The sequence below is a fragment of the Bacillus sp. FSL W7-1582 genome (assembly GCF_038593325.1).
GTDB lineage: Bacteria > Bacillota > Bacilli > Bacillales > Bacillaceae > Bacillus > Bacillus altitudinis.
Genome location: NZ_CP151987.1, coordinates 3,578,855 through 3,601,921, shown reverse-complemented (window position 1 = coordinate 3,601,921; position 23,067 = coordinate 3,578,855). Strand labels below are relative to the sequence as shown.

At 39.8% G+C, this 23,067-nt stretch carries 20 protein-coding genes; 12 read left to right on the top strand and 8 right to left on the bottom strand.

What is annotated here, in order from left to right; translation table 11 throughout:
• Window positions 1-23 precede the first annotated feature (23 nt).
• Together NSQ11_RS18580 and NSQ11_RS18575 are read right to left on the bottom strand one after the other, a co-directional pair.
• Window positions 24-1,289, bottom strand: coding sequence for an extracellular solute-binding protein (locus tag NSQ11_RS18580; protein ID WP_046344817.1), 1,266 nt, complete (start codon window positions 1,287-1,289; stop codon window positions 24-26).
• 172 nt (window positions 1,290-1,461) lie between these two features.
• Window positions 1,462-2,457, bottom strand: coding sequence for a LacI family DNA-binding transcriptional regulator (locus NSQ11_RS18575; protein ID WP_110487214.1), 996 nt, complete (start codon window positions 2,455-2,457; stop codon window positions 1,462-1,464).
• A gap of 171 nt (window positions 2,458-2,628) precedes the next feature.
• On the opposite strand from NSQ11_RS18575, the gene NSQ11_RS18570 reads away from it, so the two are divergent.
• Window positions 2,629-3,528 (top strand): LysR family transcriptional regulator, encoded by a 900-nt coding sequence (locus NSQ11_RS18570; RefSeq protein WP_017359912.1) that lies wholly within the window; start codon window positions 2,629-2,631, stop codon window positions 3,526-3,528.
• A gap of 15 nt (window positions 3,529-3,543) precedes the next feature.
• On the opposite strand, the gene NSQ11_RS18565 is transcribed toward NSQ11_RS18570, so the two are convergent.
• The 3 genes from NSQ11_RS18565 to NSQ11_RS18555 all read right to left on the bottom strand — a co-directional run bounded on the left by NSQ11_RS18565 (window position 3,544) and on the right by NSQ11_RS18555 (window position 7,210).
• The gene (locus NSQ11_RS18565) at window positions 3,544-5,220 is read right to left on the bottom strand and encodes a hypothetical protein (protein ID WP_136944665.1); all 1,677 of its coding nucleotides are present in this window, start codon (window positions 5,218-5,220) and stop codon (window positions 3,544-3,546) included.
• Between the two features lie 82 nt (window positions 5,221-5,302).
• Window positions 5,303-5,713: a hypothetical protein gene (locus NSQ11_RS18560; RefSeq protein WP_076821413.1), complete on the bottom strand. Its 411-nt coding sequence runs from the start codon at window positions 5,711-5,713 to the stop codon at window positions 5,303-5,305.
• A gap of 12 nt (window positions 5,714-5,725) precedes the next feature.
• Window positions 5,726-7,210, bottom strand: coding sequence for a lipase (locus NSQ11_RS18555; RefSeq protein WP_335358078.1), 1,485 nt, complete (start codon window positions 7,208-7,210; stop codon window positions 5,726-5,728).
• A gap of 132 nt (window positions 7,211-7,342) precedes the next feature.
• On the opposite strand from NSQ11_RS18555, the gene NSQ11_RS18550 reads away from it, so the two are divergent.
• From NSQ11_RS18550 to NSQ11_RS18505, 10 genes are all read left to right on the top strand, one after another.
• The gene (locus NSQ11_RS18550; RefSeq protein ID WP_182489000.1) at window positions 7,343-7,849 is read left to right on the top strand and encodes a DUF1433 domain-containing protein; all 507 of its coding nucleotides are present in this window, start codon (window positions 7,343-7,345) and stop codon (window positions 7,847-7,849) included.
• A gap of 83 nt (window positions 7,850-7,932) precedes the next feature.
• Window positions 7,933-8,412 carry a hypothetical protein gene (locus NSQ11_RS18545; protein ID WP_017359908.1) on the top strand — a complete coding sequence of 160 codons (480 nt, stop codon included), beginning with the start codon at window positions 7,933-7,935 and terminating at the stop codon, window positions 8,410-8,412.
• A gap of 63 nt (window positions 8,413-8,475) precedes the next feature.
• The gene (locus tag NSQ11_RS18540) at window positions 8,476-8,955 is read left to right on the top strand and encodes a DUF1433 domain-containing protein (RefSeq protein ID WP_182488999.1); all 480 of its coding nucleotides are present in this window, start codon (window positions 8,476-8,478) and stop codon (window positions 8,953-8,955) included.
• A 98-nt stretch (window positions 8,956-9,053) separates the two neighbouring features.
• On the top strand, window positions 9,054-9,989 hold the full coding sequence (locus NSQ11_RS18535; protein WP_099496961.1) for a nucleoside hydrolase: 936 nt from the start codon (window positions 9,054-9,056) through the stop codon (window positions 9,987-9,989).
• Between the two features lie 116 nt (window positions 9,990-10,105).
• Window positions 10,106-10,939, top strand: coding sequence for a MurR/RpiR family transcriptional regulator (locus NSQ11_RS18530; RefSeq protein ID WP_169476088.1), 834 nt, complete (start codon window positions 10,106-10,108; stop codon window positions 10,937-10,939).
• Between the two features lie 193 nt (window positions 10,940-11,132).
• A complete protein-coding gene (gntK, locus tag NSQ11_RS18525; protein WP_024720429.1) occupies window positions 11,133-12,677 on the top strand; it encodes a gluconokinase in 1,545 nt (514 codons plus the stop codon).
• 24 nt (window positions 12,678-12,701) lie between these two features.
• The gene (locus NSQ11_RS18520; protein WP_017359903.1) at window positions 12,702-14,030 is read left to right on the top strand and encodes a GntP family permease; all 1,329 of its coding nucleotides are present in this window, start codon (window positions 12,702-12,704) and stop codon (window positions 14,028-14,030) included.
• A gap of 386 nt (window positions 14,031-14,416) precedes the next feature.
• Window positions 14,417-14,875, top strand: coding sequence for a type II toxin-antitoxin system antitoxin SocA domain-containing protein (locus tag NSQ11_RS18515; RefSeq protein WP_017359902.1), 459 nt, complete (start codon window positions 14,417-14,419; stop codon window positions 14,873-14,875).
• A 65-nt stretch (window positions 14,876-14,940) separates the two neighbouring features.
• Entirely contained in the window at window positions 14,941-16,764 is a 1,824-nt protein-coding gene (locus NSQ11_RS18510; protein WP_342501195.1) for a hypothetical protein, read from the top strand.
• A 186-nt stretch (window positions 16,765-16,950) separates the two neighbouring features.
• Window positions 16,951-18,054 (top strand): DNA alkylation repair protein, encoded by a 1,104-nt coding sequence (locus tag NSQ11_RS18505; RefSeq protein WP_050826767.1) that lies wholly within the window; start codon window positions 16,951-16,953, stop codon window positions 18,052-18,054.
• Between the two features lie 218 nt (window positions 18,055-18,272).
• Here the strand turns inward: NSQ11_RS18505 and NSQ11_RS18500 are convergent, their stop codons facing one another.
• Complete coding sequence (locus tag NSQ11_RS18500; protein WP_007498042.1) at window positions 18,273-19,610, bottom strand: amino acid permease; 1,338 nt, start codon at window positions 19,608-19,610, stop codon at window positions 18,273-18,275.
• Between the two features lie 318 nt (window positions 19,611-19,928).
• Here NSQ11_RS18500 and NSQ11_RS18495 point away from each other — a divergent pair, with 318 nt between their 5' ends.
• Window positions 19,929-21,443, top strand: coding sequence for a PAS domain-containing protein (locus NSQ11_RS18495; protein WP_341109363.1), 1,515 nt, complete (start codon window positions 19,929-19,931; stop codon window positions 21,441-21,443).
• A gap of 41 nt (window positions 21,444-21,484) precedes the next feature.
• On the opposite strand, the gene NSQ11_RS18490 is transcribed toward NSQ11_RS18495, so the two are convergent.
• Both NSQ11_RS18490 and NSQ11_RS18485 read right to left on the bottom strand, forming a co-directional pair.
• Window positions 21,485-22,468 (bottom strand): Gfo/Idh/MocA family oxidoreductase, encoded by a 984-nt coding sequence (locus tag NSQ11_RS18490; RefSeq protein WP_241511645.1) that lies wholly within the window; start codon window positions 22,466-22,468, stop codon window positions 21,485-21,487.
• Window positions 22,469-22,612: 144 nt separating this feature from the next.
• A complete protein-coding gene (locus NSQ11_RS18485; RefSeq protein ID WP_007498034.1) occupies window positions 22,613-22,972 on the bottom strand; it encodes a MerR family transcriptional regulator in 360 nt (119 codons plus the stop codon).
• Window positions 22,973-23,067: the final 95 nt, after the last annotated feature.

Here is a 23,067-nt window from a genome sequence, read left to right as displayed (position 1 = left end):
GAACAGCTACCTGCGCTTGATGTTTATTTGGAGTGATTCGCTTTAATTTGCGAGTCGATTTGTTTGACCGCATCATCAAATGCCTTTTTCACATCGGTACGGCCGGTCGCAATCAGTCCTAATGCACTGTCAATCGGCTTCCACACCTCTGCCATTTCTGGATTGTTCGGTGTCAGCGTGGCATATTTCGTTTGCTTTGAAACAGCATCCGCATTTGCGTTTTCAGTAATCACTGGGTCTTTCATCAGCTTTTTCACTGGTGGAATTTCCTCTGTAACTTCAAAGCGCTTTTTCGAATTTTTTTCGTTCGTGATAAACTCAACAAATTTCTCGGCAAGTTCTTTATTTTTAGAATAAGAGGAGACGTTGTAGCTCTTTACACCTAAGAACGAGCTCATATGTTTTCCGTTAGGGAGTGTTGGCAGTTCCGTCACGCCGTAGTCGATACCCGCTTCTTTATAAGGACCAAATGACCATGGACCAGAAATCACAGCCGCAGCCTTTTTCTCAGTGAATAAGGAATTGAGGACATTGATTCCTTGCTCACCAATGATGCCTTTCGGGAAAAGACCTTCGCTAAAGAATGTCTGAATGTATTTTCCGCCTTCGATGGCACCATCGTTATTAAGACCAATATCATTGACGTCATAAGACCCATCGTTTTTCTGTTTGAAAATATAGCCACCTGAACCGCCTAATACACTCTGTGCGTAATAAATTTCATCCCACTTCGCAACAAAACCGTATTTCCCGTCCTTTGTCAGCTTTTTCGAAAGGTCATACCAGCCATCGAGTGTCGTTGGTGCCTTTTTCACAAGGTCTTTGTTATAGAAAAGCACAGTGGTTTCAACGGATTTTGGCAGGCCATATAGCTTGCCATCTATCGTTTGTGATTGAATCGATTCGTCTGTGAAGGAATTGATTACTTTTTCAGCTGGTTTGATTTCTTGTAACAATCCCTCTGTGACAGCTGATCCAATTTGGTCGTGAGGCATGGTGATGACATCTGGACCAGTGCCGGCTGCGCCATCAAGACGAAGCGCTTCAATTTGGTCGGCATATGCTTTTTCGACTACTTTGACTTTCACGTCGTTTTGTTTTTCAAATTCTTTGACAGCGTCTTGAATCCCATCAGACTTTTTGACATCCTCCCACACTAGCAAGGTCTTTGTACCTGTAGATGCCGGCTGTGTACCGCTTGAATTGTCATCTCCTGGTCCGCATGCTGACAGCAGCAGCACAGCAGTACCAACGACTGCCGATAATGTCGCCCATTTTCCCTTTTTCATTCGTAATCCCCTCTCGTTCTTTTTTCACAGATGATAAGAAAACGCTTTCTTAATGTGAGAATATCAACTTGAGTAAAAAAAGTAAACACATTTTATTAAATTTATTAAGTAAAATTTTTTACCGAAATAAAGAGAAAAGAAGCCCACCATATACGGCAGGCCCTCCAGCTGTTTATATCGTGCTTTTCCGAAAGACAGGTTCTGAGGCAATCAGCACGGTTTTTGGTAATGTTCTGCCATCAACAAGTCTTTCTAAAAGTAAATCGACAGCTGTTTCGCAAAGTAAAGAGGTATGGATGTGATAAGTTGTGAGCGGTGGTGACACATATTGAGAGACGTGAATATCGTTGATACTAAAGACACTCACTCGATTTGGTAAAGAAAAACCGCGTTCATTTAATGCTTGTAAACAGCCTATCGCAAGAGGATCACTTGCGACACAAAAAGCGGTTGGCAGGTGATCACCGAGCTCGTCGATCGCCTTCATCATCAATGAATAGCCTTCATCTACAGAGAAGTGGTGACCGATATAGACCAATTGTTCATCCAGTTTGTTGTGTGCTGTCATGTACTGGCGGAAGGTCGTTTCACGAATATCTGGAATCCGCCTATTTGTATTGAGATCAAGATCTGTCCCGCCAATAAATCCGATGGATGTGTGCTGTTTTTCGATAAAAGAATCAATAATCTTTTCTACAATTCGTTTCAGGTTTGGTTTTACAGAATCAAAGCGGTCTTCATCTGGTGATGTATCAATAAAGACGATATGTTTTGTGATCGCATATAATTGATCCAGCTCAGTTTTTTTAAATCGACCGATGGCGATGATGCCTTCTGTAGAAGGATCAATCGATTGAAGACCATCAGACGGTTTGTAAGCGGTAACATTTAAGCTTCTGGTATTGGTGAGTTCCTCAATGCCTAGACGAATGGATTTAAAATAAATATCTTCAAGCTCCTCTTTTTCTGTCATCCAATAGAGAAAGGCAATTTTTTTTAGTGAATGTTTGAATGTCTTTTTTTGATAGGACAAAGCTTCTGCTGCCGCGTATACTCTCTCACGTGTTTGATCCGTAACCGATAGGTTGGGATCTTGGTTCAGTACGCGAGACACGGTGGCGATGGATAATCCGGCTTTTTCCGCAATGTCCTTTATTTTAGCTGCCAAGTCAGCACCTCCTATAGAAAATATCTCCTTTCAGTATAGAGTCTTTAAAAAAATTAGTAAATATTTTTATTAAATTGATTGGTTTAGGCTGTTCTTTACGAGTTGGAAAGGAATTAGTAAGATATATGTATTGAAGATGTAGGATTAAGATTTCTGATAGGAGAGGGACAGATGTATTATGATGCACTGAAGACATTTGTGACAGTGGTAGAAGAGAAAAACTTTACAAAAGCAGCTCAGAAGCTGCGGATTTCTCAACCGAGTGTCAGTCTTCACATTAAGAACTTGGAGCAGGAATTTCAGACTGTTCTGCTTAATCGTTCGCCAAAGCAATTAACGGTGACGCCAACTGGGGATATGCTGTACCATCGATCAAAACAAATCATTCGTTTATATGAACAGGCGAAGCAGGATATTTATGAGCATCATCATCTGGCACGAGGGAAGCTCACGATTGGAGCGAGTTTTACCATTGGGGAGTATGTGCTGCCGCAAATCTTGGCACAATTTCATCAGCTTTATCCGCATGTTGATATTGAGGTAGTTATTGATAATACAGAGGCGATTGCCAGACATGTTCGCTTATTCCATGTCGACATCGGACTGATCGAAGGACAAACCAATGACAAAGAACTCTCTGTGGAAACGTTTCTAGAGGATGAATTGTATATCGTTGCACCATTAGACCATCCGTTTGCAAAGAAAAAGGATGTCACCATTGATCAATTGCAAAATGAAACATGGATCACAAGAGAAGAAGGATCTGGGACAGGAGAATACTTACAGCACGTCCTGAAATCAAATGGACTGAAAGCGCGAACCTTTGTGACATTTAGCAGCAATCAAGCGATTAAAGAAGCTGTCATTCATGGAATGGGGCTGTCTGTTTTATCTAAATATGTGCTCCAGCGGGGCAGCATTGGCGGGGAATTGGCTGTCATTTCTGTGAGGGGAATGGACTTTAAACGGACATTTTCCTATGTTGAATCCCCGATGACAGGTGGGAATAAGAATAAGGAATTGCTTGTTGAGTTGTTGAGAAAAGAGAGAAAAGACGCTTCTCCGCAGTAGGAGAAACGTCTTTTTTTATAATCCTTTGATGTTGATTTCATCGACTGGGAGGAAAATCTCACCTGTATCTGTATACTTCATGTTGACTTGATCGCCTTCTTTTAAATAAATAATAAGAGGCTCTTTTTCAGATGACATCGTGTAGTTTTTCCCATCGTCTAGTAAGAAGGTGACGGTTGTATAATCACCGGTCTTTTCCTTATACACCCTTTTCACTTTACCTGTTGACTCTTTCTTTTCTTGCTTTGATGAACTATTGACGGTACCACCGCCTTTTTGAAGAGCTGTTTTATAGGCTCTTAGTGCTTCATTTGGTGTAGAAGCGTATGCGGCGATCTCAGGATTGGCTGCCGAAACAATAAAGTAGTTTTGCAGGAACCCGTTTGAATCGAGAACAGGTGTAAGCCAGCTGGCTTCCCCGTAGAAATTATAAAGAATCGGCATGCGGCCCTTCCATTTCTTCTCGATAAATCGTTTCTCAATAATTTGCAAAGCTCCTTGTGAATCCATGTAGGATTCTTCAAGATTACCCGTATAATACGTGGCTTTTCCTGTTCGGGCATTTGTTAGTGCATACCCGAGCATGGAATCAACGCCCTCTTTTGGACTCGTGAAATCTGTGAAGTAATACATATCCCCTTTTGAATCAAACACCGGACTTACATTGGCTTCAGTCCCCTCATCAGAAGGCAGCTTCACATCTGATTTTCCAAAGAGGCTGTTCCAGAAACCATGTACATAGTTGCCGAAGTAACTATTTTGCAGACTGACAGCCTCTGGCGAAACAGCGCCATCAATAAAGGCTGGTACTTTGTCTAAGGCGTATTTCTTCGTTTCACCTGTTTTGGCATCCACAACAACCACACCTGAAGCTTTAAACCCGTTTCGTGCAGTGATGAAATCCCCAAATGTTTGGATGTAATAAGGCTTGCCATCATCATTGATCTCTAGCTGCGTGTCTCCATAGAAAATCAAATCTGGGTACTGAAGACGGATATGCCGCTCAATTTCCTTATTGAAATAGGAAGAAGGCGTATAGACCATCTCGGTTTTCACAAACTTTGGATTGGCAGATGAGTCGGTCGCACTTAATGTAAAGTAACCCGGTGTGCTACCAGAACGAATCCATTTAAAGAAATCGGAGAACTCGACGGGAGCGATATACACATACTCACCATTGACCTTCTGAATTTGCAAGCTACCCAGCTCGTAGTAGCTCGTGTTTGGCACCTGTCCGAACGATTTCTTCATCTTATTGCGAGCAAATTGCGGTGGTACACTCGCAGGTGTTTCTGTCTCATCAAACGCTTTGATTTCGACTTTTTGATCCATCTTAGACACGTCGAATTTCTCATTTGCATTGAATAGAAAAGCGGTTGCCATATAAACACCGAGCAACAATAATATGAGAAATAAAACGCCCTTGATCTTCCGCTCCAATCCCACTGATAAAAAGGCACCTGCTGCTGTCACAACAAGTCCAATGAGCCACAGTGATGATGGGTTGCGGTCTAAATTGGTGATGTAGTAGAAGCCGAAAATCCCGATGATAAACAGCAGGGCAAGTCCCGCAATCCACATAAGCGGCACCTGTTGTTCAGTCCCTTTTTTTCTAACGATTAACCTGAGTGGTGTGAGCAAAAGGGTCAGGACAAGACCGATCACAACCGAAAATAACAACATATATCCCACAAACAGATCTCCTTTCAAATCAATCACTCTTTTAGTATATACGAGTGAGACGGGGAAAAGATTCACCGGATGGCAGGTTCATTTAAATGCCGATCGAGTCGATGGCGGATTGAACATCTTCTTTCAGCTCAAAAAATGTGAGTCTTTGTTCGATTTTTTCGATTAAGGCGTCAATGGCTTCACCTGACATATGGGTTTGGATGTTCCTTTGATGTTTGTACACGTTAATCAGAAGGTCATCAATCAGATCTACTATTTTTTTGGCTTCTTGGCGATCCTCTGCAAATTCATTTTGAAGTTGATGCCGGATGGCTCTGATCAGCGCTGTTTTCTGTTCTTCTTTGATCTTTGCCTTCAAAGCAGCCAGCTCTGCTGGTGTCATGTCTTCCGTGTTAAAGTTTGCTTGAGAGAAGATGGAGCTTGATGTATGCGTATCTGTCATTCTTTGCAAAAAACGATCTGCATCTGTTGGTTGTTTCTTTGAAAATTCCATTTGTCGTACTCCTTAAGAAATACCCATGTTCTTGGCTAGGGCCGTATCTGCATCGTGGTATTGTTTTCCTAGCTGGCTCATATCATCTGATATTGAGTCCAACCACCTTTTCATATTCATCGCATGATCAATCGCTGCATCATACTTTTTAACTGAATAGAACTCATTGTCAAGACCCTCTGTTTTTAAGTGGCGAATGACAGCATCCACATCTGAAGCCGTCAGCTGATCATACGAGCCAAAACCGACAATTTGTTTGTATCTTGAACGAACGCGTTCCACTGATTGATCCACTTTGTCATCGAGTTTCTCAATTTTGCGAATGATTTGCTGCATATGGTGCTCGGCATATGTGGAGAATGTACGACCTGTGTTCATAAGAACATGCGACTTGATTAAAATCGCTACCACACTTTGCGGGTGAACATTTGATTGGCTCAATTGATGTAACATGGCGGCAGTGAGAGAAGGGTTTTTTCTCAACATATCATCAATGGTTTGAACGGAGCCATCTGACGAAAAGGAATACCGGTCTAAGCCATGGCTGCCGGCGAGGGCTTCAAGAAATAAATTCGCATCAAGTGAAGGATTCACACTCATTGCCCGATTGAGGAGATTTTTCATAAATTGGACGGCCTTTGAGGAGTCCTCAGTGTAATCGACGCCTTCAGGTAAAGCGGCATCATACATCACTTTCACACGACCGATTTCTGTCGTATGACGATTTAAGAGAGAAAGCCCGTCATTGAGATTGATATATTCTGTTAATCTACTACGGTAATCACCTTTTAATGCTTTGGCTTGCAGACCATCCGATAGATTTGGGTAAATATTCGGATTCTCAAAGGTGACCCCGCCTTTAATAAAATCATTTTTGACAAGAACATAAGAAGCATTTGACCCGCCAAGTGAATGCCCTGTCACATACATCTTCGCATTCGGCATTTTCTTATGGATCTCTTTTGCATACCGGTCCGCCTGCACCATTTGATTCTCTGCACCGTGTTCAAAGGGGATATTTTTAATCAAATACTTCGTATCTGAAATCAACCAATCTTGTACAATCTCATTTGTATAGGTCGTTGTCCCTGTCGTCACCTTCGTCGTGACTTCCTTTGACGTCTCTGACTGGCTAAAAGGAGGCAGCTTTGTCAAAATGGTAGAAAGAAGATCATCTGACTCTTTTTTTCCATGTTTTTTAATGGTATCTTTATATTGGCCTGCGCCAATCGGTTCTGACCCGCGGTAGGCGATGACGGCGTTTTTGATTTTTGTGAGGTCTTTTCCTCCATTTGAGCGAGTGAAATCCTCTTCAGAAACAAGAGTTAAGGCATTGAGCCCTTTTTCTGTTTCTTTATAGTCAATGACGTACATGTTGTTACCATTACTTATTTTTATCATGTTTGAATCGCTATAATTATCTATTTTATAGGATTCGTCCGAAATCTTATTGTAGTCTTCGTCGCTAAGCGTATTTCTTGATATTTTTTTAGACAAAAATGTCACTCCTGTAATATTTATCATAATGATTATATTATAGAATGTATTAAATATCTATTATAGTCTGGGTTTATAGAGCATAAAGGTTAAAAATATATTTTAAATTTTAAAAGGTGGATATTGGTGCTAATGAAAAATACATTAAAAGTTTTATTTGCTCTAATTGTAATAATAATCATATCTGTGTTAGTGCTTTTAAACCAACATGATAAGCAAAATAAAACTAGCGATTCAGGAGGAAAGGATACTGTGCAAGAAAAAAAGAAAAGTGATCAACAAAAGGCAGAAGAATTCGCAGACAAAATGAAGCCAAAAATAGAAGAGGATCTTTATGAAATGGACATCCATCATTTCATAAAAAATATAACGTTTAAAAAGGAAGTTACCATAAGTCCAATGGGTTATATTGTAGTTGAAGGATACATTAACGATGAACCTGAGAAGTTCAATTTTTCTGCATCTTTAAAGTATAGAACTAACGAAATTAGTTCAATGAGTTATTCATACGAGTTATCAATTCGTTTCAGGGATTGGGAAAAATATAAAGATGAACCACAATTAAAAGAGAATTTCCTAAAAAGTCTCTCCAAAAAAGAACGAGAACAATATCTCAAAGACATTGGAGAAAAAGAGTAAAACAGGTACTAGCCCACCTGTTTTTATTTTGCCAATTTCATTGGTAGACTGATTAAAAGTATATTAAGGAGTTTTTGCTTTTCATGAGAAATACATTGAAATTTTCTATCATCATTGTGGTTACCGTCATCTCAATAACTGTGTTCATTGTAGAGTCCATTCATCAGAGTTTTTCTGATGAAGTAGTGAAAGAGAAGAACGATTTAGAACAAGCAAAAGAATTCGCAGAAGAAATGAAACCGAAAGTAGAAGAACGTTTACATAAAATAGATATTCACAACTTTATTAAAACCATTACGTTCGATAAGGGAGTAAATGTTAATCCAATGGGTTATATAATAATTAGAGGGTATATTAATGGTAACTCAGAAAAGTATGACTTCTCTGTATCATTAGAATATCGATCTAAGGAAGTAGGTACCATGACTTTTTCTCCTGAATTATCTTATCGATTTAAAGACTGGGATAAATTCAAAGATGAACCTCAACTAAAGGAAAACTATCTTAAAAGACTCTCTAAAAAGGAACGAGAACAGTATCTTAAGGATATTGGAGACAAATAATAAAACAGGTAATCACCTACCTGTTTTTTATTGTTCATTATTAAGAAGGTGGCAACGGTAGACATGAAAAACACAATAAAACTTGTATCTGTTTTGGTCGTTATCATCATTGTCTCAGTGACTTCGTTAATCACTCAGCACAATAAGCAAAGTAAAACAAATGATGTGGCAAAAGAAAAGAGCGATCAAGAAAAAGCAGAAGAGCTCGCAGAAAAAATGAAGCCTAAAATAGAAGAATGTTTACGCAAAGAAGACATCCATCACTTTATTAAGACCATAACGTTTAAGGAGAGGGTAACTATTAATCCTATGGGCTACATCGTAATTAGAGGATATATAAATGATGAGCCAGAAAAGTACGAGTTCTCCGCTTCATTAAAGTATAGAACAAAAGAAATCGGTTCAATGAGTTATTCAGCAGAACTAGGTGATCGTTTTGAGAACTGGGATGATTTTGATCCTCAAGTGAAAGAAGACTATCTGAATAGTTTATCTAAAAAAGAACGCGAACAATATTTGAAAGACATTGGAGAAAAAGTGTGAAATAACAAGTCGACAAAGCCGATTGATTCCCTAAATCAATTTCAAAATATGCTATCATTCCCCTAACAACACTTACAAACAAGGGAGAGCTTTCAAACATGGCAAATAAAAAGAAATTGATCTTGGATGTAGACACTGGAATTGATGATGCGATTGGTATTTTGCTTGCAGTGAAAAGTAAGCGGTTTGATATGTTGGGGATCACAACGGTGTGCGGGAATGTGTCTGTTGAAGCGGCGACGTTGAATACGTGTAAAGTGCTTGAGCTGGTTGAGGCAGAGGAAATCCCTGTCATCAAAGGTGCAGTAACGCCTCTTTTGAGAGCCCCTCATTATGAACATCGGGTGCATGGGGAGGATGGAATTGGCGGCGCTTTAAAGGACGCCCGGCCTAAGAAGACCGCAGATGAAGGTTTTGCGCCTGATTTTATCATTGACCAAGTGTTGAAGTATCCGAAGCAGGTTACGCTTGTGTTGACAGGGCCGTTAACGAATTTAGCCCTTGCGGTAAAAAAATGCCCTGAGCTGATTCATCACGTGAAAGAAGTCATTTTTATGGGGGGTGTCGTGCAGGGACAGGGGAATGTCACACCAGTTGCGGAATTTAATACATATGCAGATCCAGAAGCGGCGAAATTGGTGCTGGAGGCTGGTTTCCCTTCATTGACTCAAGTAGGGCTGGATGTCACGAGACAGGTCTTGTTAACGGATGAGAGAATTAATGCCATTCAAAATGAAACGTTAGCCAGTTATATCAGAGAGAGCACAAGCATTTATCGCCAGCGCTATTTTGAGCGGAATGGGGTGTGGGCATGTGCCATGCATGATCCGCTTGCTGTAAGTCTTGCAATTGATAAACAACTTGTGAATACACAGGCTTTTCATGTAGAAGTGGAGACGAAGAGTGAGTTCTGCGATGGTCAAATGATATGTGATTTTCAGCATCAATGGGGAAAAGATCGCAATCTTCAAGTGTGTATGGATGTAGATGCTGAAGGGTTTTTTGATTTAATGATCAAAGTCTTGAATTCTTAAAAAAGAAGTCTGTGCAAACAGGCTTCTTTTTTATAAGATGGGAACATGAGGAAATGTATGCGCTCACATGAATGAGGAAGGAGTGAAGTCAATTGGCTTCTGTCAGTTTAAGTAGTATGGATAAGATAAGGGCAGCAAGCAGAGGATTGCCGCCAAAACTGAAAGCAATTGCTGAGCATATTACGAGTGAGCCCCGCGACATCATCCATTTGTCGATTGTCGAGCTTGCCAAAAAGACAGAGAGCTCAGAGGCAACGATTTTTCGTCTTTGTAAAAGGCTTGGATTTGAGGGGTATCAAGATTTGAAGATTGCTATTGCCCAGGAAATAGACCAAACGAAGCCTGATTATGTAGATGAAGAGATGAGTCTTGACGATGATACTGCCATTTTTATGCAAAAGGTATTTCAGGCAAACATCACTGCATTAAAGGATAGTTTTCAATTGTTGAATCCAGAAGATGTAGAAAAAGCCGTACAATTAATCCATGAAGCAGAGCGCTTAGAGTTTTATGGCAGCGGTGGGTCTGGCCTCATCGCCACAGATGCTTTTCACAAATTTATGAGAACAGGCATCAACTGTATTGTTCATACAGATTCTCACTTTCAAGCGATGTCGGCAGGTCTGCTTGATCAAAAGAGCACAGTGCTTGGTATATCTCATTCTGGTCGAAATAAGGATTTACTGGATGCGATGAAAACAGCTAAGGAAAAAGGAGCGAAAACCATTGGCATTACAAGCTATCAGCGTTCTCCATTGAGTCAGCTTGCAGATGTCACGCTGTATACATCAACGCAAGAAACGGCTTTCCGAACGGAAGCGATGTCCGCTAGGCTTGCCCAGCTTACTGTGATTGATGTGCTATATTTTGCGCTTGCACATTTAAGGCAGCAGGAAACATTAACAAACTTAAAGCAAATGAGAGAAACCATTTCTCAAAAAAGAGTGTAATGGTTTCAAAAATAAATTTTTCTATTAGTGAAAAATGCTGTTGTGGTAATGATTCTAAGGTTTTAAATGAAAATTATTTTCTTTTTGATCGTTGAATGTCGAAAAAAATATTCCTATAATGGGATTTATCAGGTACATCGGCACCACGACACCACGACACTTTATTTCAAATCAATGATTGGGCGTGATACAGATGAAGGGAAACCAGGCGGTAATTGGTTTGGATATTGGAACAACAAGTACAAAGGCGGTTCTATTTGGACCACAGGGGAAAGTCATATCAAAGCATTCTGTTCCTTATGACCTCATTCACCCCCAGCCAGCATGGGTTGAGCAGAACCCTGAACATATTTTAGATGCTGTGATTGCGAGTGTAAGAGGCGCATTGACGAAAGCAGCATTTGATGCAAAAAACCTCATAGGTGTGGGAATTAGTACGGCGATGCATTCCTTAATCGTCATGGATGAGAATGGAAAAGCATTAACAAACAGTATCATTTGGGCTGATAACAGAAGTGCAGAACAAGCGAAACGAATCATAACGGACTTAGATGGCTTTCAAATTTATAAAAGAACCGGAACACCGATCCATCCAATGTCACCGCTTTCAAAAATACGATGGATCAAGGAAATGACACCTGACGTCTTCAATCAGGCAGCAAAATTCATTTCCATCAAAGAGTATGTTCTTTATCATTTCTTCGGTCAGTATGTGGTCGATTATTCAATTGCATCAGCAACAGGACTGTTCCGATTGGAAACGCTTCAATGGGACGAGGAGGCCCTACGTATTGCAGGAATTCAGGTGAATCAGCTGTCTGAACTTGTTCCAACGACGCATCAGCTGCGTGGGCTTCAGCCAGAAATTGCGCTGCGAATGGGCATTGAAGAAGATACACCATTTGTTGTGGGTGCGAATGACGGTGTCCTAGCGAATCTTGGTGTTGGTGCGATTGGCAAAGGTGAGGTAGCAGTCACGATTGGGACAAGTGGTGCAGTACGTACAGTCGTAGATCAGCCGATTACAGATGAGCAATCAAGAACATTTTGCTATGCATTGACGGACAAGCACTGGGTAGTCGGAGGACCGACCAATAACGGCGGGATTATGCTGAGATGGCTCAAGGATGAATTTGGGTCGTCAGAGGTGGAGGTAGCGAAGCGTCTAGGTGTAGACCCTTACGATCTGATGATTGATATTGCAGAGAAGGTTCCAGCTGGCTCAGAAGGGCTGCTGTTTCTACCATTTTTAACAGGTGAGCGTGCACCTTATTGGAATCCAAACGCAAGAGGCACGTTCTTCGGGATTGGTCTTCAGCATAAGCGCGAGCACTTTATTAGAGCCGTGTTAGAAGGCGTCATTATGAGTGTTTTCTCGATCGGTGTGGCACTAAGAGATTTAACAGGTCCAGCGAAGGATGTCAGGGCTTCTGGTGGATTTGCGAGATCCCCTCTATGGCGACAGATTTTGGCGGATACGATGGGCAGAGAAGTGCTCGTACCAGAAAGCTACGAGGCTTCCGCACTTGGGGCGGCTGTCCTTGCACTTCATAGTTTAGGTCATATGGAAGAGATAGAAGAGGTGCAGGAATGGATTCGTATTTCTGCCCGCCATGAACCAAATATGAAGAACAACGAAACATACATAGAGCTGTTTTATTTATATGAGCGTCTCTATGACAAACTGAAGGATGAATTTGATGTCATTAGTGCGTTGCAATTAAAACAAAATCGTTAAACATCGGGGAAAAGGTGGGAGAACATGCTTTTATTCATTGTGATTGCGGCGATTGTCCTTTTACTCATTCTCATTACAGTCGCTAAGTTGAATCCGTTTGTGAGTTTGATCATTACCTCTATGCTAGTAGGCTTTGCTACAGGAATGGATTTACAGGAAATCATTCAATCGATTAAAACGGGATTAGGGAACACGTTATCGTTACTGGCGATTGTACTAGCGCTTGGGACCATGCTTGGGAAAATGATGGCTGAGTCAGGGGGCGCTGAGCGGATAGCTCAAACACTCATCAGTCGTTTTGGGACGAAGAATGTGCATTGGGCGATGATGTTTGTAGCCTTTATCGTGGGGATACCTGTCTTTTTCCAGGTCGGATTCGTTCTTCTCATTCCTTTACTCTTTACCATTGCGATTGAAACGGGCATTTCGCTCGTGACGATTGGGATTTCATTAATCGCAGGATTGTCTGTTGTGCATGGGCTAGTTCCGCCTCATCCAGCTGCCATGGCAGCAGTAGGCATCTATCATGCCAACGTGGGGAAAACGATTTTCTTTTCAATCATCGTCGGTTTGCCAACAGCTATTATCGCTGGACCGCTGTATGGTAAGTGGATTGGAAAACGGATACATAAACCAGTTCCAGAGATGCTCAGAAAGCAATTCACGGAACGACATGCTGATCGGAAGCTTCCTGGTTTTGCGAATACGATGTTTACCATTTTGGTGCCGGTCATTCTTATGTTGCTTGCCACGTTGGCGGACATTATTTTGCCAGAGGATAGTATGTGGTATCAGATGTTTAAGTACATTGGAGATCCCATAACAGCTTTATTGATTGCGACAGTGTATTCTTTCTTTAGTCTTGGCTTTATACAAGGGATGAGCCGTGACCGAGTGCTGTCATTCAGTAACGATTGTTTGGGACCGATCGCTTCCATTCTGCTTGTGATTGGTGCAGGCGGAGCGTTCAATAATGTATTGATCGATTCAGGCGTTGGGGATTATATTGCTGATTTAGCCAAACACTCCCCAATCTCACCGATTTTACTTAGCTGGTTGATTGCTGCGGTTATTCGTGTGGCAACAGGATCTGCTACAGTATCCATGATGACAGCGGCCGGAATTGTAGCCCCAATCGCTGCATCCATGCCGGATGTGAGCAGAGAGCTGCTTGTTTTAGCAACAGGAGCGGGTTCACTGATTTTGTCTCATGTCAATGATTCTGGTTTTTGGCTGATCAAAGAGTATTTTGGTATGACCATCAAAGAGACGTTCTTGACATGGACGGCTATGGAGACCATCATTTCCGTTAGCGCCATTGCATTTATTATGATTATTAATATGTTTATATAACGGGACAACAGCTCAATTCTTCGGAATTGGGCTGTTTTAGTGCTGCACTTAAAAGATGCAGTGCTTGAGCAGTTATGCAATATGAGTGAAAATGTGTTGTCATTTTCATAATTGAACAGTTAAGATTAGAAACACAATTCAGCAACAAGACACAAGGCATTTTGACTGGTTATCTGGAATAAAAAATCATGTTGATTAGATTATTTTAGGCAAGTAACAGGTCAACAAATGTCTCTTTTACATAAACTGTAGAGAAACACATTAAATACAACAATGTTGGGAATAGTTTTAATAATGTTAAGAACATTTAAATGGCAAAAATTCCATGTGTGCTTTTACAAAAACAAGTGTTTGTATTATAATAAGAGTAGATAGGAGGAGATACTATGGCAAATGTAATAGATGTTGCAGAATACTTCATTAGTCTTAGTAAAGAAAGAACACGTTTCGCTATAACTCCGTTAAAACTACAAAAACTACTATATTACGCACAGGCATTTAGCTTACGAGATCGAAAAGCTACTCTGTTTACTGAAGAAATTGAAGCTTGGAAACACGGCCCCGTAGTCCCGAAAATTTACCGTAGATATAAGGATTATGGATACTTTACAATTCCTCATAAGGAATTTGAAAATAAGGGATTAGTCATTGAAGAGCCTAAATTAACTGATGATGAAATTGAAACAATAACAGAAGTCTGGGAACAATTTGGTCATCTAGATGGAAAGTTCTTAGAAGAACTTACCCATCAAGAGGATCCGTGGATTAACACTACCATAAATGATGTAATAGAAGTTCAAGATATTATTGACTATTTCGCTGATGAGCCAGCATTAAATATTTGAGGCAGTTTTAAACGCCTCTTTTTTTTGGTCTATTTTCTAAATTTTTACTTTTAAGGGGTGTTGAAGTGAGAGAATGGTTTCTCAAAAGTACTAAAGCTAGATATATAAGAACGTATAAAGATTGGGCTATACATAAAATATCAAAATTAATAAATAAACATTCAATATGTATTTTGTTACTATATATATCAATAATCCCTATAGCCTTTTTGATTTATAGAATCCCTAATCCTTGGAATGGAGAATTTGTAAAAGCCTTTACATGGATAAAACAAATTACTAATATTCATGATGTGTATATTAAAAACTTAATTCAGACAATTATTAGCTCGCTTACAATAATTATATCGTTAATATCTGCAATTTATGTGTTTACATATCGAGAGCAAAAAAGTGTTGCTCCATCTGCTTCGACTAATAGTAAAAGAAATAGGTGGGTTATGTTAGTTGTTTTTTGCATGATTTTTAATGTCACTTTTGGAAGTTTGTTAGTTTCTAAGTACAGCAGATTAATGAAAAAAAACGGATATGAAGAATCTCTATCGATAACAAAAAAGGTTTTTTCTGGTAATATACTCATGTTATGTACATTATTATTATTGGTTTATCTAATAATTGGACTAGTTAAACATTTGTTTAAAACTATGAGTGTGAATAAGATGCTTCAAGATTCTGTAAAGGATACCTCTAAATTATTTGATAAAATTGTATATGCAGACAGAAACCCAAAGTTTGAAGGATTATTAGAGGAATGGTATGAAAAACTTCATTTTAGCTTAGAAAGTGTGTTCCAAAATTTCAAGTTTGCAGCTGAAAACAATATGAATAAGGAATTTCAAGATAATATAGAGCAGTTCGAGATAATGGTGATAGAAAAATTTAAGCATAATACTGACAGGTATAATATTGGTTTTGTCCATTCTTATTTAATTGATAAAGATGGTAACCAATTTTTAGAGGTATATCGATCTGCTTTAAGGAGTAACTTTTCTTTAATAATTTCTTTAATGAAAAACCAACAATACAATAAAGGACAAGATTTGGTTGACTTATATTTTAAGATGTATATTCCTGAGGAGCAGTTTGTTCGGTTATTTCAAAACAATTTAGCTACTTACATAGATACTATTGATACAAGTGATGAAAGGCAACTATCTATTTTTCTTAAAGGTATTAGCAATATACCTAAGGAACAAACACTATTTGTAAATAAATATCTAATAATGAAATTAATAACAAAAAATCAGTTAATTAACTTAACTAATGCTGTATATTCACTAAAGGATTACCTGAGTAGCAACATACTTAAAAGTTCTACTATCATTATCCTTCTGCAAAATTTAATTAAAAGTATAGAGATTTCTAACTATGCCACTGCAGGGTTCCTTGTTAAATTTCTTGTAACCAATATTTCAGGAAAGGATATTAACAGGGGGCTAAAAATACTAAAGAAACGTCCTACTCTATTTACATCAATATGGGAAGAACAGCAGGAAAATAAAAATGAAGATACTTTTAAAGGGATAAATGAGCATCCTGATTATCCAATTAAAATAAATGATGAAACATTCGATTATTGTCTTAGAAAAGCATTCATACTACTATATGGACAACACGTATACTCTATTAAAAAAAAACTTTGGTATGTAAATAGGAGAAGAGAAAAAGGCACTGAGATACAATTGAGAAAAGAATGTAATCCTTGTGATTATTCAGAGTACATAATAACCAAAACAAAGATAGCATCAACAAAGTATGGGTTACTATTTTTTGAGGATACTGAAATTATGAAGATTATCTATAATGAACTTGGTGTAAACCCTCCTAGTTCAGATAAAGAAGCATCTTTTCCCAAAATAATTAGTTCGTTAGTAAATAAATTATTATAGCAATGTTTTAAAACTCGCTAAGGTTCTTTTGGGGAGTTTCTTATCGTAATAAAAGGATCTATCTTCTAAATTATGTTTGTAAAATGAATGAAACCTAGTATTAACTTTTTCCGTTAAATGAAAACTAAAAATATTAATCACTTTTCTCGACAGTTAGGGTAAGATATTGAGCTATGGGAGGCGGACATGATCGAACCTTTAAAACATGTATATAATGAACCATTTATTCAACATTTAGCAGAAAAACTTGCGCAAGCGTCAACTGTATTTGATGCTGATCACTTTCAGCAGCTTGTGTTTCAAGAGGATTGGGAGCAGCTGGAGTTAAAAGGACGAATGAGAAGAGTGACTGAATCGATGCACGCCTGTCTGCCTGAGGATTATGAGAAGGCAATCGATGTACTGCGTCAGACAGCACCGCATTTTACAGGGCTCAGTGCGCTTGTATTTCCAGACTACGTCGAGACATATGGTGTTGACCATTGGGATATCTCGATCAAAGCACTTGAATTCTTTACACCGTTTTCCACTGCTGAATTTGCCGTTCGACCTTTTCTCATACAAGATCAAGAGAAAATGCTGGCGCAGATGCTTGTGTGGTCACAGGATCAAAATGAACATATTCGCCGTCTCGCTATTGAAGGATGCAGGCCTCGTTTGCCGTGGGGATTATCCGTCCCTGCGCTGAAAAAGGACCCTTCTGTCACGCTGCCCATTTTAGAAAATTTGAAGTCAGATTCGGCCAAGTATGTGCAAAAAAGTGTGGCGAATCATTTAAATGATATTTCTGCAATTCAGCCAGACCTCATGAAGCAAATGGTGAAAAGCTGGTATGGAACCAATGAACATACAAACTGGATTGTCAAACATGCATCCCGTACGTTATTGAAAAAAGGCGATCCAGATATCATGGCTTTATTTGGCTATGGAGATGATCCGTCTATCCAAGTAACGGATTTGAAGGTGACGCAAGACCCCGTTCGTATTGGAGAGAAGCTGACCTTTCATTTTATTCTTCAGGTTGATAAGCCATTAAAGCTGCGCGTAGAGTATGCCGTTGATTACGTGAAAGCTCGTGGTACACGCAATCAAAAGGTATTTAAAATCACAGAATTTGAAACAGGATCGGCGCTGCATAGAGAATTTGTCCGGTCACAGTCGTTTCAAAATATGACAACGAGAAAGCACTATGAGGGCATTCATACATTAACCATCATCATCAACGGCATCCCAAAAGCGTCTGTTGATTTCGAAGTCGCAGCAGCTGCTCATGAAAAAACCCGCCACTGAGGCGGGTTTCAGCGTGTAGACAAACCCTCGCATTCGGTGTCAGTCCTGCGCGCTGGTGCTCACGAATGTCAAATTCGCTCCGCGCCAGTACTCGTCCTTCTTAGACTGCAAAGGTTTTCTATCACGCTGAAAAGAAGACAAAGGGCTAAAATCAAGTTCATTTTAGCCCTTTGTCAACAATTTGATACCCGCCACTGAGGCGGGTTTTTGCTTCGTTTCTAAGCTTTCTTTTTCATTAAGAATGAAGCAATGATGGCGGCTGCTAAGAAACCGATACTGATAATCGAGCTAGGTAAGTTCTCTGGTCTGAATAGGAACAGAACAAAACTGACACTGAGTACAAGACCAGCAAATAAAGTGAAATACGGAAATAACCAAACTTTGAAATACGGTTCCTGCGGATATCTTGGACGCAGTTTCAAATGAGCCAGACAGATGCTGATCCAAATAAGAGAAACCGCAAAACCAGGGATAGCCAGCATATAGCTGAAAATTTGATCTGGGTACAAGTAAGCAAAGAATGTTCCGATTAAAAGAAACAGAACGGTCACCCATAAACTTAAAATAGGTACACCTCTTTTGTTGACCTGTGCCAGCTTTTTTGGACCGCCGTCTGATTTAGATAGAGAATGAATCATTCTCGTCGTACCGTAAATACCAGAGTTGGCGGCAGATAGAACAGCTGTAATTAAGACGAAATTAATGAAGTGAGAGGCACCCTGCATGCCAGCTGCTGAAAAGACTTGGACAAAAGGACTGTTATTCGGATCGATTTGATTCCAAGGAATGAGTCCGCAAATAATCAAAATCGGCAGTGTGTAAAACAAGATGATGCGCCACATCATACTTTTGACAACACCAGGTAACACCTTTTCTGCATCCTTTGTTTCTGTAATGGTCAGCCCGATCAATTCAGAGCCTCCATACGAGAAGATCACTACTAATAATGAGGCAAAGACAGCACCCCATCCGTTCGGGACAAAGTTTTGGTAATTGGTGAGAACAGGCGTGCTTTGTTCGCTCGGAATGATTCCAAATAATAATGCAGCACCGAGAATAATAAACACAATAATAACGAAAATCTTCATTCCAGCGAACCAAAACTCAATTTCACCAAAGTATTTTACATTATTTAAATTAATTCCGATGACTAAGAGCGAGCAAAGTAAACATAAAGACCATAATGGTACGTTTGGCATCCAATATTGAAGCAAACTCCCCGCTGCAATGATTTCAATGACACATACAGTGAGCCACATAAAACAGTAAACCCATCCGACAACAAATGAAAAACGTTGACCAAGCGCAATCTGTATGAGGTCGCGAAGGTTATTCCCCGGGTAGACGATGGCCATTTCAGCTAAAGCCGCCATGACAATGAGAAGAAGCAATCCAGCAAATACATAGGAAAAGATAACTCCAGGACCTGCTAAGCCGATTGTATCGGCACTTCCTTTAAAGATTCCTGTACCAATGACCCCGCCCATCGCAATCATGCGAATATGACGCGGCGATAAAAGCTTTTTTAATTCGTGTTGTTCCTGATTCGCGCTCATGACGTTCTCCTTTTTTAAAATGCTTATGTTCCATTTTCTTTTTTCGAGCGGTCAGTGTCAATATAAAAAAAGAGATTTTTCAGACAAAATAGGCGGTTGATTCTATCAAATGAGCCGTTTTCTTCCATAAATCTTTTCCATGACCCATCCCCAAAATCTGAAACTTCGTGAAAAAATGAACTTTTGCCTTCATTCTGACATAAACAATTTTCAGTTTTTGTCGATATATCTTTTGTATTACTAAAGTCCTAATAAAGAATTGTTTATAACTGTAAAATATTTCAAAAACGTACGAAAGAATGAAAGGAGTTATTGAAGATGTTTATGAGAAAAGCAAGTGATTCATCGTCGGGAGCCCTTCTTAGTGAAAGCAGTCAATTAGTTGAACGAATAGAGAAGGGAGATTTTTCAGCCAGAATTGATACTGCTGCATTCTCTTCTAGTCAAACAATAGAAGCAGTGGCTCAAATAAATGAAGCGTTGCAAAAGATGCAAGAAGCGCAAGAAGATATTCATATGCGTATGAATTTAGTGACAAAAGCCATTAAAGTGGGTCTATGGGATATGACGGTTGTAGCAGGAGATCCTGTGAATCCAAAAAACGAATTCACATGGACGGATGATTTCCGCAAAATGCTAGGTTTCCAAAATGAAAACGATTTTCCGAATGTCTTAGACAGTTGGGCATCTCGAATTCATCCAGATGAGCAGGAATACACCTTGAATGCATTCTCTACGCATTTATTGGATCATTCTGGCCGTACACCGTATGATATCGAATATCGTCTGATGTTGAAAAATGGCGAGTATCGCTGGTTCAAAGCAACTGGAACGACGATTCGAGATCGAAATGGGGTACCTCTTCGTGTGGCAGGGGCTCTTTTTGATATTCATGATCAGAAATTGAAAGAAGAAGAGCTGCAAGCATTCGTGACAAGATATGACTTGATCAACCGTGCGCTTGTGGAAGCGCCTTGGGATATGGTTGTAGAGGCTGGCGATCCTGTCAATCCAAACAATGAATTCTGGTGGTCTCCACAGTTTAGAAAAACGCTTGGTTTTACAGATGAAAAGGATTTCCCTAACGTGTTGAGCAGCTGGAGTGATCGTTTGCATCCTGAAGATAAAGAATCGGCTCTCCAAGCTTTTGCGGATCACTTAAATGACCATTCTGGCCGCACACCATTTGACATTGATTATAGATTGCAGAGTAAAAATGGCGAGTACCGCTGGTATCATGCGGGTGGTGAAACCATTCGTGATGAGAAGGGTGTCCCTTTACGTGTCGCAGGAACGATTCGTGATATTACGTTAGAAAAAAATAAAGAAAAAACAGCCAATGAAATGGCTTCCCAAGTAGAGCAGCTTTCAAGTTCTATTAGTGAAATGGTATCTGGTATCAGTTCTGTGACAAACCAAGCACAAGAGCTTGCTGTCGCCCAAGAGCAGTCAACGTCTGCTGCTAATCTGGCGAAAAACAGTGCAGATGAGACGAAAAACATTTCAGACTTAATCAAAGAAGTGGCAAACCAAACGAATCTGCTTGGTTTGAATGCCGCAATTGAAGCAGCAAGAGCAGGCGAGCAGGGCCGCGGTTTCTCAGTCGTTGCCGATGAAGTACGTAAGCTAGCGCTTCATAGTGCCAATGCGACAGAAAATATCGAATCAAGTTTAACTGAAATGAAAACACAAATCGATCAAATTCTTGAAAATATCTCCAATATGACAGCTCTTACGCAAACACAGGCTGCTTTGACAGAGCAAGTGAACGCTTCAGTTGATGAAGTGAATCATATGTCTCAGCGTCTGGTGGCGTATTCAAAGAGTATCTAATGCCAAAAAACCGCCTTTTCATCAGAAGGCGGTTTTTTTATTTAAGCATGATCTGCTGGGAAAACAATACCGGCGTCTTTCCTAGCGTCTTCAAGAACCTTCATGACAGAAAGACTGTCATCAAGCCATTCATAACACTTTTCGACATTTCCTGTTTCAATGATATGCTGAAATGCTTCTGCTTCATAAAACAGGCGGTTTGAATTGGTTTGTGCATTGAGTGAAGTGACTTGGTCTCCTATATGCAGCAACACTTCCTCACAGCCATTCGCACCATTTTTCACATGCAGGAACCCTTTTTCCCCTTGAATCAAAGCGAAATTCATACTGCTTGTATCTTTGCTGCCAACACTTGTGGCGATGAAATCATTGTAAGTAAAAGTTAATACACCAGATGTGTCGATGCCGTTTGGATGGCGGTTGGCCTGGTAACGAACGTCTTTCGGTGAACCAAATAGATTCATAATGAAATGAACATTGTAAATGTTAATATCCATGAGGGCACCGCCAGAAAACTCTGGGTTAAAGACATTCGGCGTTTCCCCGGCGAGCAGCTGATTATATTTACTTGAATATTGACTGTAGTTGCATTGAACGAGTTTGATTCTGCCTAATTGATGAAGGTGTTTTTTGATTAAATGATAGTTGGGCATATGAACGGTCGTAATGGCTTCAAATAGGAAGAGCTGCTTTTCCTTTGCGAGAGCGATTAAGGCTTCTAGCTCTTTCACATTAGAGGTAAAAGGCTTTTCGCAAATCACATGTTTTCCGTGTTTCAATGCAGCCGTGGCATGCTCGCTATGTAAACGATTGGGTGATGCGATATATACCGCTTCTATGTGGGGATCTTCGAACATAGCGGTTAAATCCGTATAAGTCGTTTGCACCCCAAATTGATCTGCGAGTTTCTTTGCCGTCGCTTCCTTTCTTGAATAGACAGCGTGGCAAGAAGCCCCTTCAAGCTGTTCAATTGCCTGGAGGAAACCTTCCACAATCACACCTGTTCCAATGGTTGCTATTCTCATTCTATTCATAACCCCTTCCATACGATTGATGTCACGTCAAGCTGTCTCTAGTATACCTGATGTTTTCATACAACGTGTACTTAACAGCTAGGCGCAGAGGGGTGCCAGTAAAAAATACCGGCACATCTTTGGCAGTCTCTACAATTAACTAATGTTAGCTAATGTTTGTTTCGTTAACAGTTGAATGGCCGCCTTCCTCTTTTTTAACTCTTGAATGGATTTTTGAATATCTTCTACTTTTTGTTCGAGCAGCTGTTCCGCTTCTGTTTTCGACTGTTTCTCGAATAGTGACGTGATAATTTCTCGAATTTCTTTGAGTGAGAAATCTAGCTTTCTTGCTTCAGTGATAAAGGATAGCATGAGTACATATTTTTTATCATATAAACGATAGCCGTTATGTGCTCTCTTAGGCTCGGGGAGCACACCCTCATTTTCATAAAAACGAATGGTTTCAATATGTACACCAGACATTTTTGACAATTTTCCTCTCGTAAATGTAATCATTCCCTGCACCTCCTTTCTTTGCTATCCATCATACAATTAGATTTGCTAGTTTCAAAATATTCTCCGATGAACATTTGTTCCTTTTCATACTGTTA

Bases quoted from the DNA above. Each gene is read 5' to 3' on its own strand.
- NSQ11_RS18485 (WP_007498034.1), bottom strand. From the start codon at position 22,972: ATGATTACATTTACGAGAGGAAAATTGTCAAAAATGTCTGGTGTACAT.
- NSQ11_RS18570 (WP_017359912.1), top strand. From the start codon at position 2,629: ATGTATTATGATGCACTGAAGACATTTGTGACAGTGGTAGAAGAGAAA.
- gntK (WP_024720429.1), top strand. From the start codon at position 11,133: ATGAAGGGAAACCAGGCGGTAATTGGTTTGGATATTGGAACAACAAGT.
- NSQ11_RS18515 (WP_017359902.1), top strand. From the start codon at position 14,417: ATGGCAAATGTAATAGATGTTGCAGAATACTTCATTAGTCTTAGTAAA.
- NSQ11_RS18530 (WP_169476088.1), top strand. From the start codon at position 10,106: ATGGATAAGATAAGGGCAGCAAGCAGAGGATTGCCGCCAAAACTGAAA.
- NSQ11_RS18500 (WP_007498042.1), bottom strand. From the start codon at position 19,610: ATGAGCGCGAATCAGGAACAACACGAATTAAAAAAGCTTTTATCGCCG.
- NSQ11_RS18535 (WP_099496961.1), top strand. From the start codon at position 9,054: ATGGCAAATAAAAAGAAATTGATCTTGGATGTAGACACTGGAATTGAT.
- NSQ11_RS18560 (WP_076821413.1), bottom strand. From the start codon at position 5,713: ATGGAATTTTCAAAGAAACAACCAACAGATGCAGATCGTTTTTTGCAA.
- NSQ11_RS18540 (WP_182488999.1), top strand. From the start codon at position 8,476: ATGAAAAACACAATAAAACTTGTATCTGTTTTGGTCGTTATCATCATT.
- NSQ11_RS18495 (WP_341109363.1), top strand. From the start codon at position 19,929: ATGTTTATGAGAAAAGCAAGTGATTCATCGTCGGGAGCCCTTCTTAGT.
- NSQ11_RS18490 (WP_241511645.1), bottom strand. From the start codon at position 22,468: ATGAGAATAGCAACCATTGGAACAGGTGTGATTGTGGAAGGTTTCCTC.
- NSQ11_RS18520 (WP_017359903.1), top strand. From the start codon at position 12,702: ATGCTTTTATTCATTGTGATTGCGGCGATTGTCCTTTTACTCATTCTC.
- NSQ11_RS18580 (WP_046344817.1), bottom strand. From the start codon at position 1,289: ATGAAAAAGGGAAAATGGGCGACATTATCGGCAGTCGTTGGTACTGCT.
- NSQ11_RS18545 (WP_017359908.1), top strand. From the start codon at position 7,933: ATGAGAAATACATTGAAATTTTCTATCATCATTGTGGTTACCGTCATC.
- NSQ11_RS18505 (WP_050826767.1), top strand. From the start codon at position 16,951: ATGATCGAACCTTTAAAACATGTATATAATGAACCATTTATTCAACAT.
- NSQ11_RS18550 (WP_182489000.1), top strand. From the start codon at position 7,343: ATGAAAAATACATTAAAAGTTTTATTTGCTCTAATTGTAATAATAATC.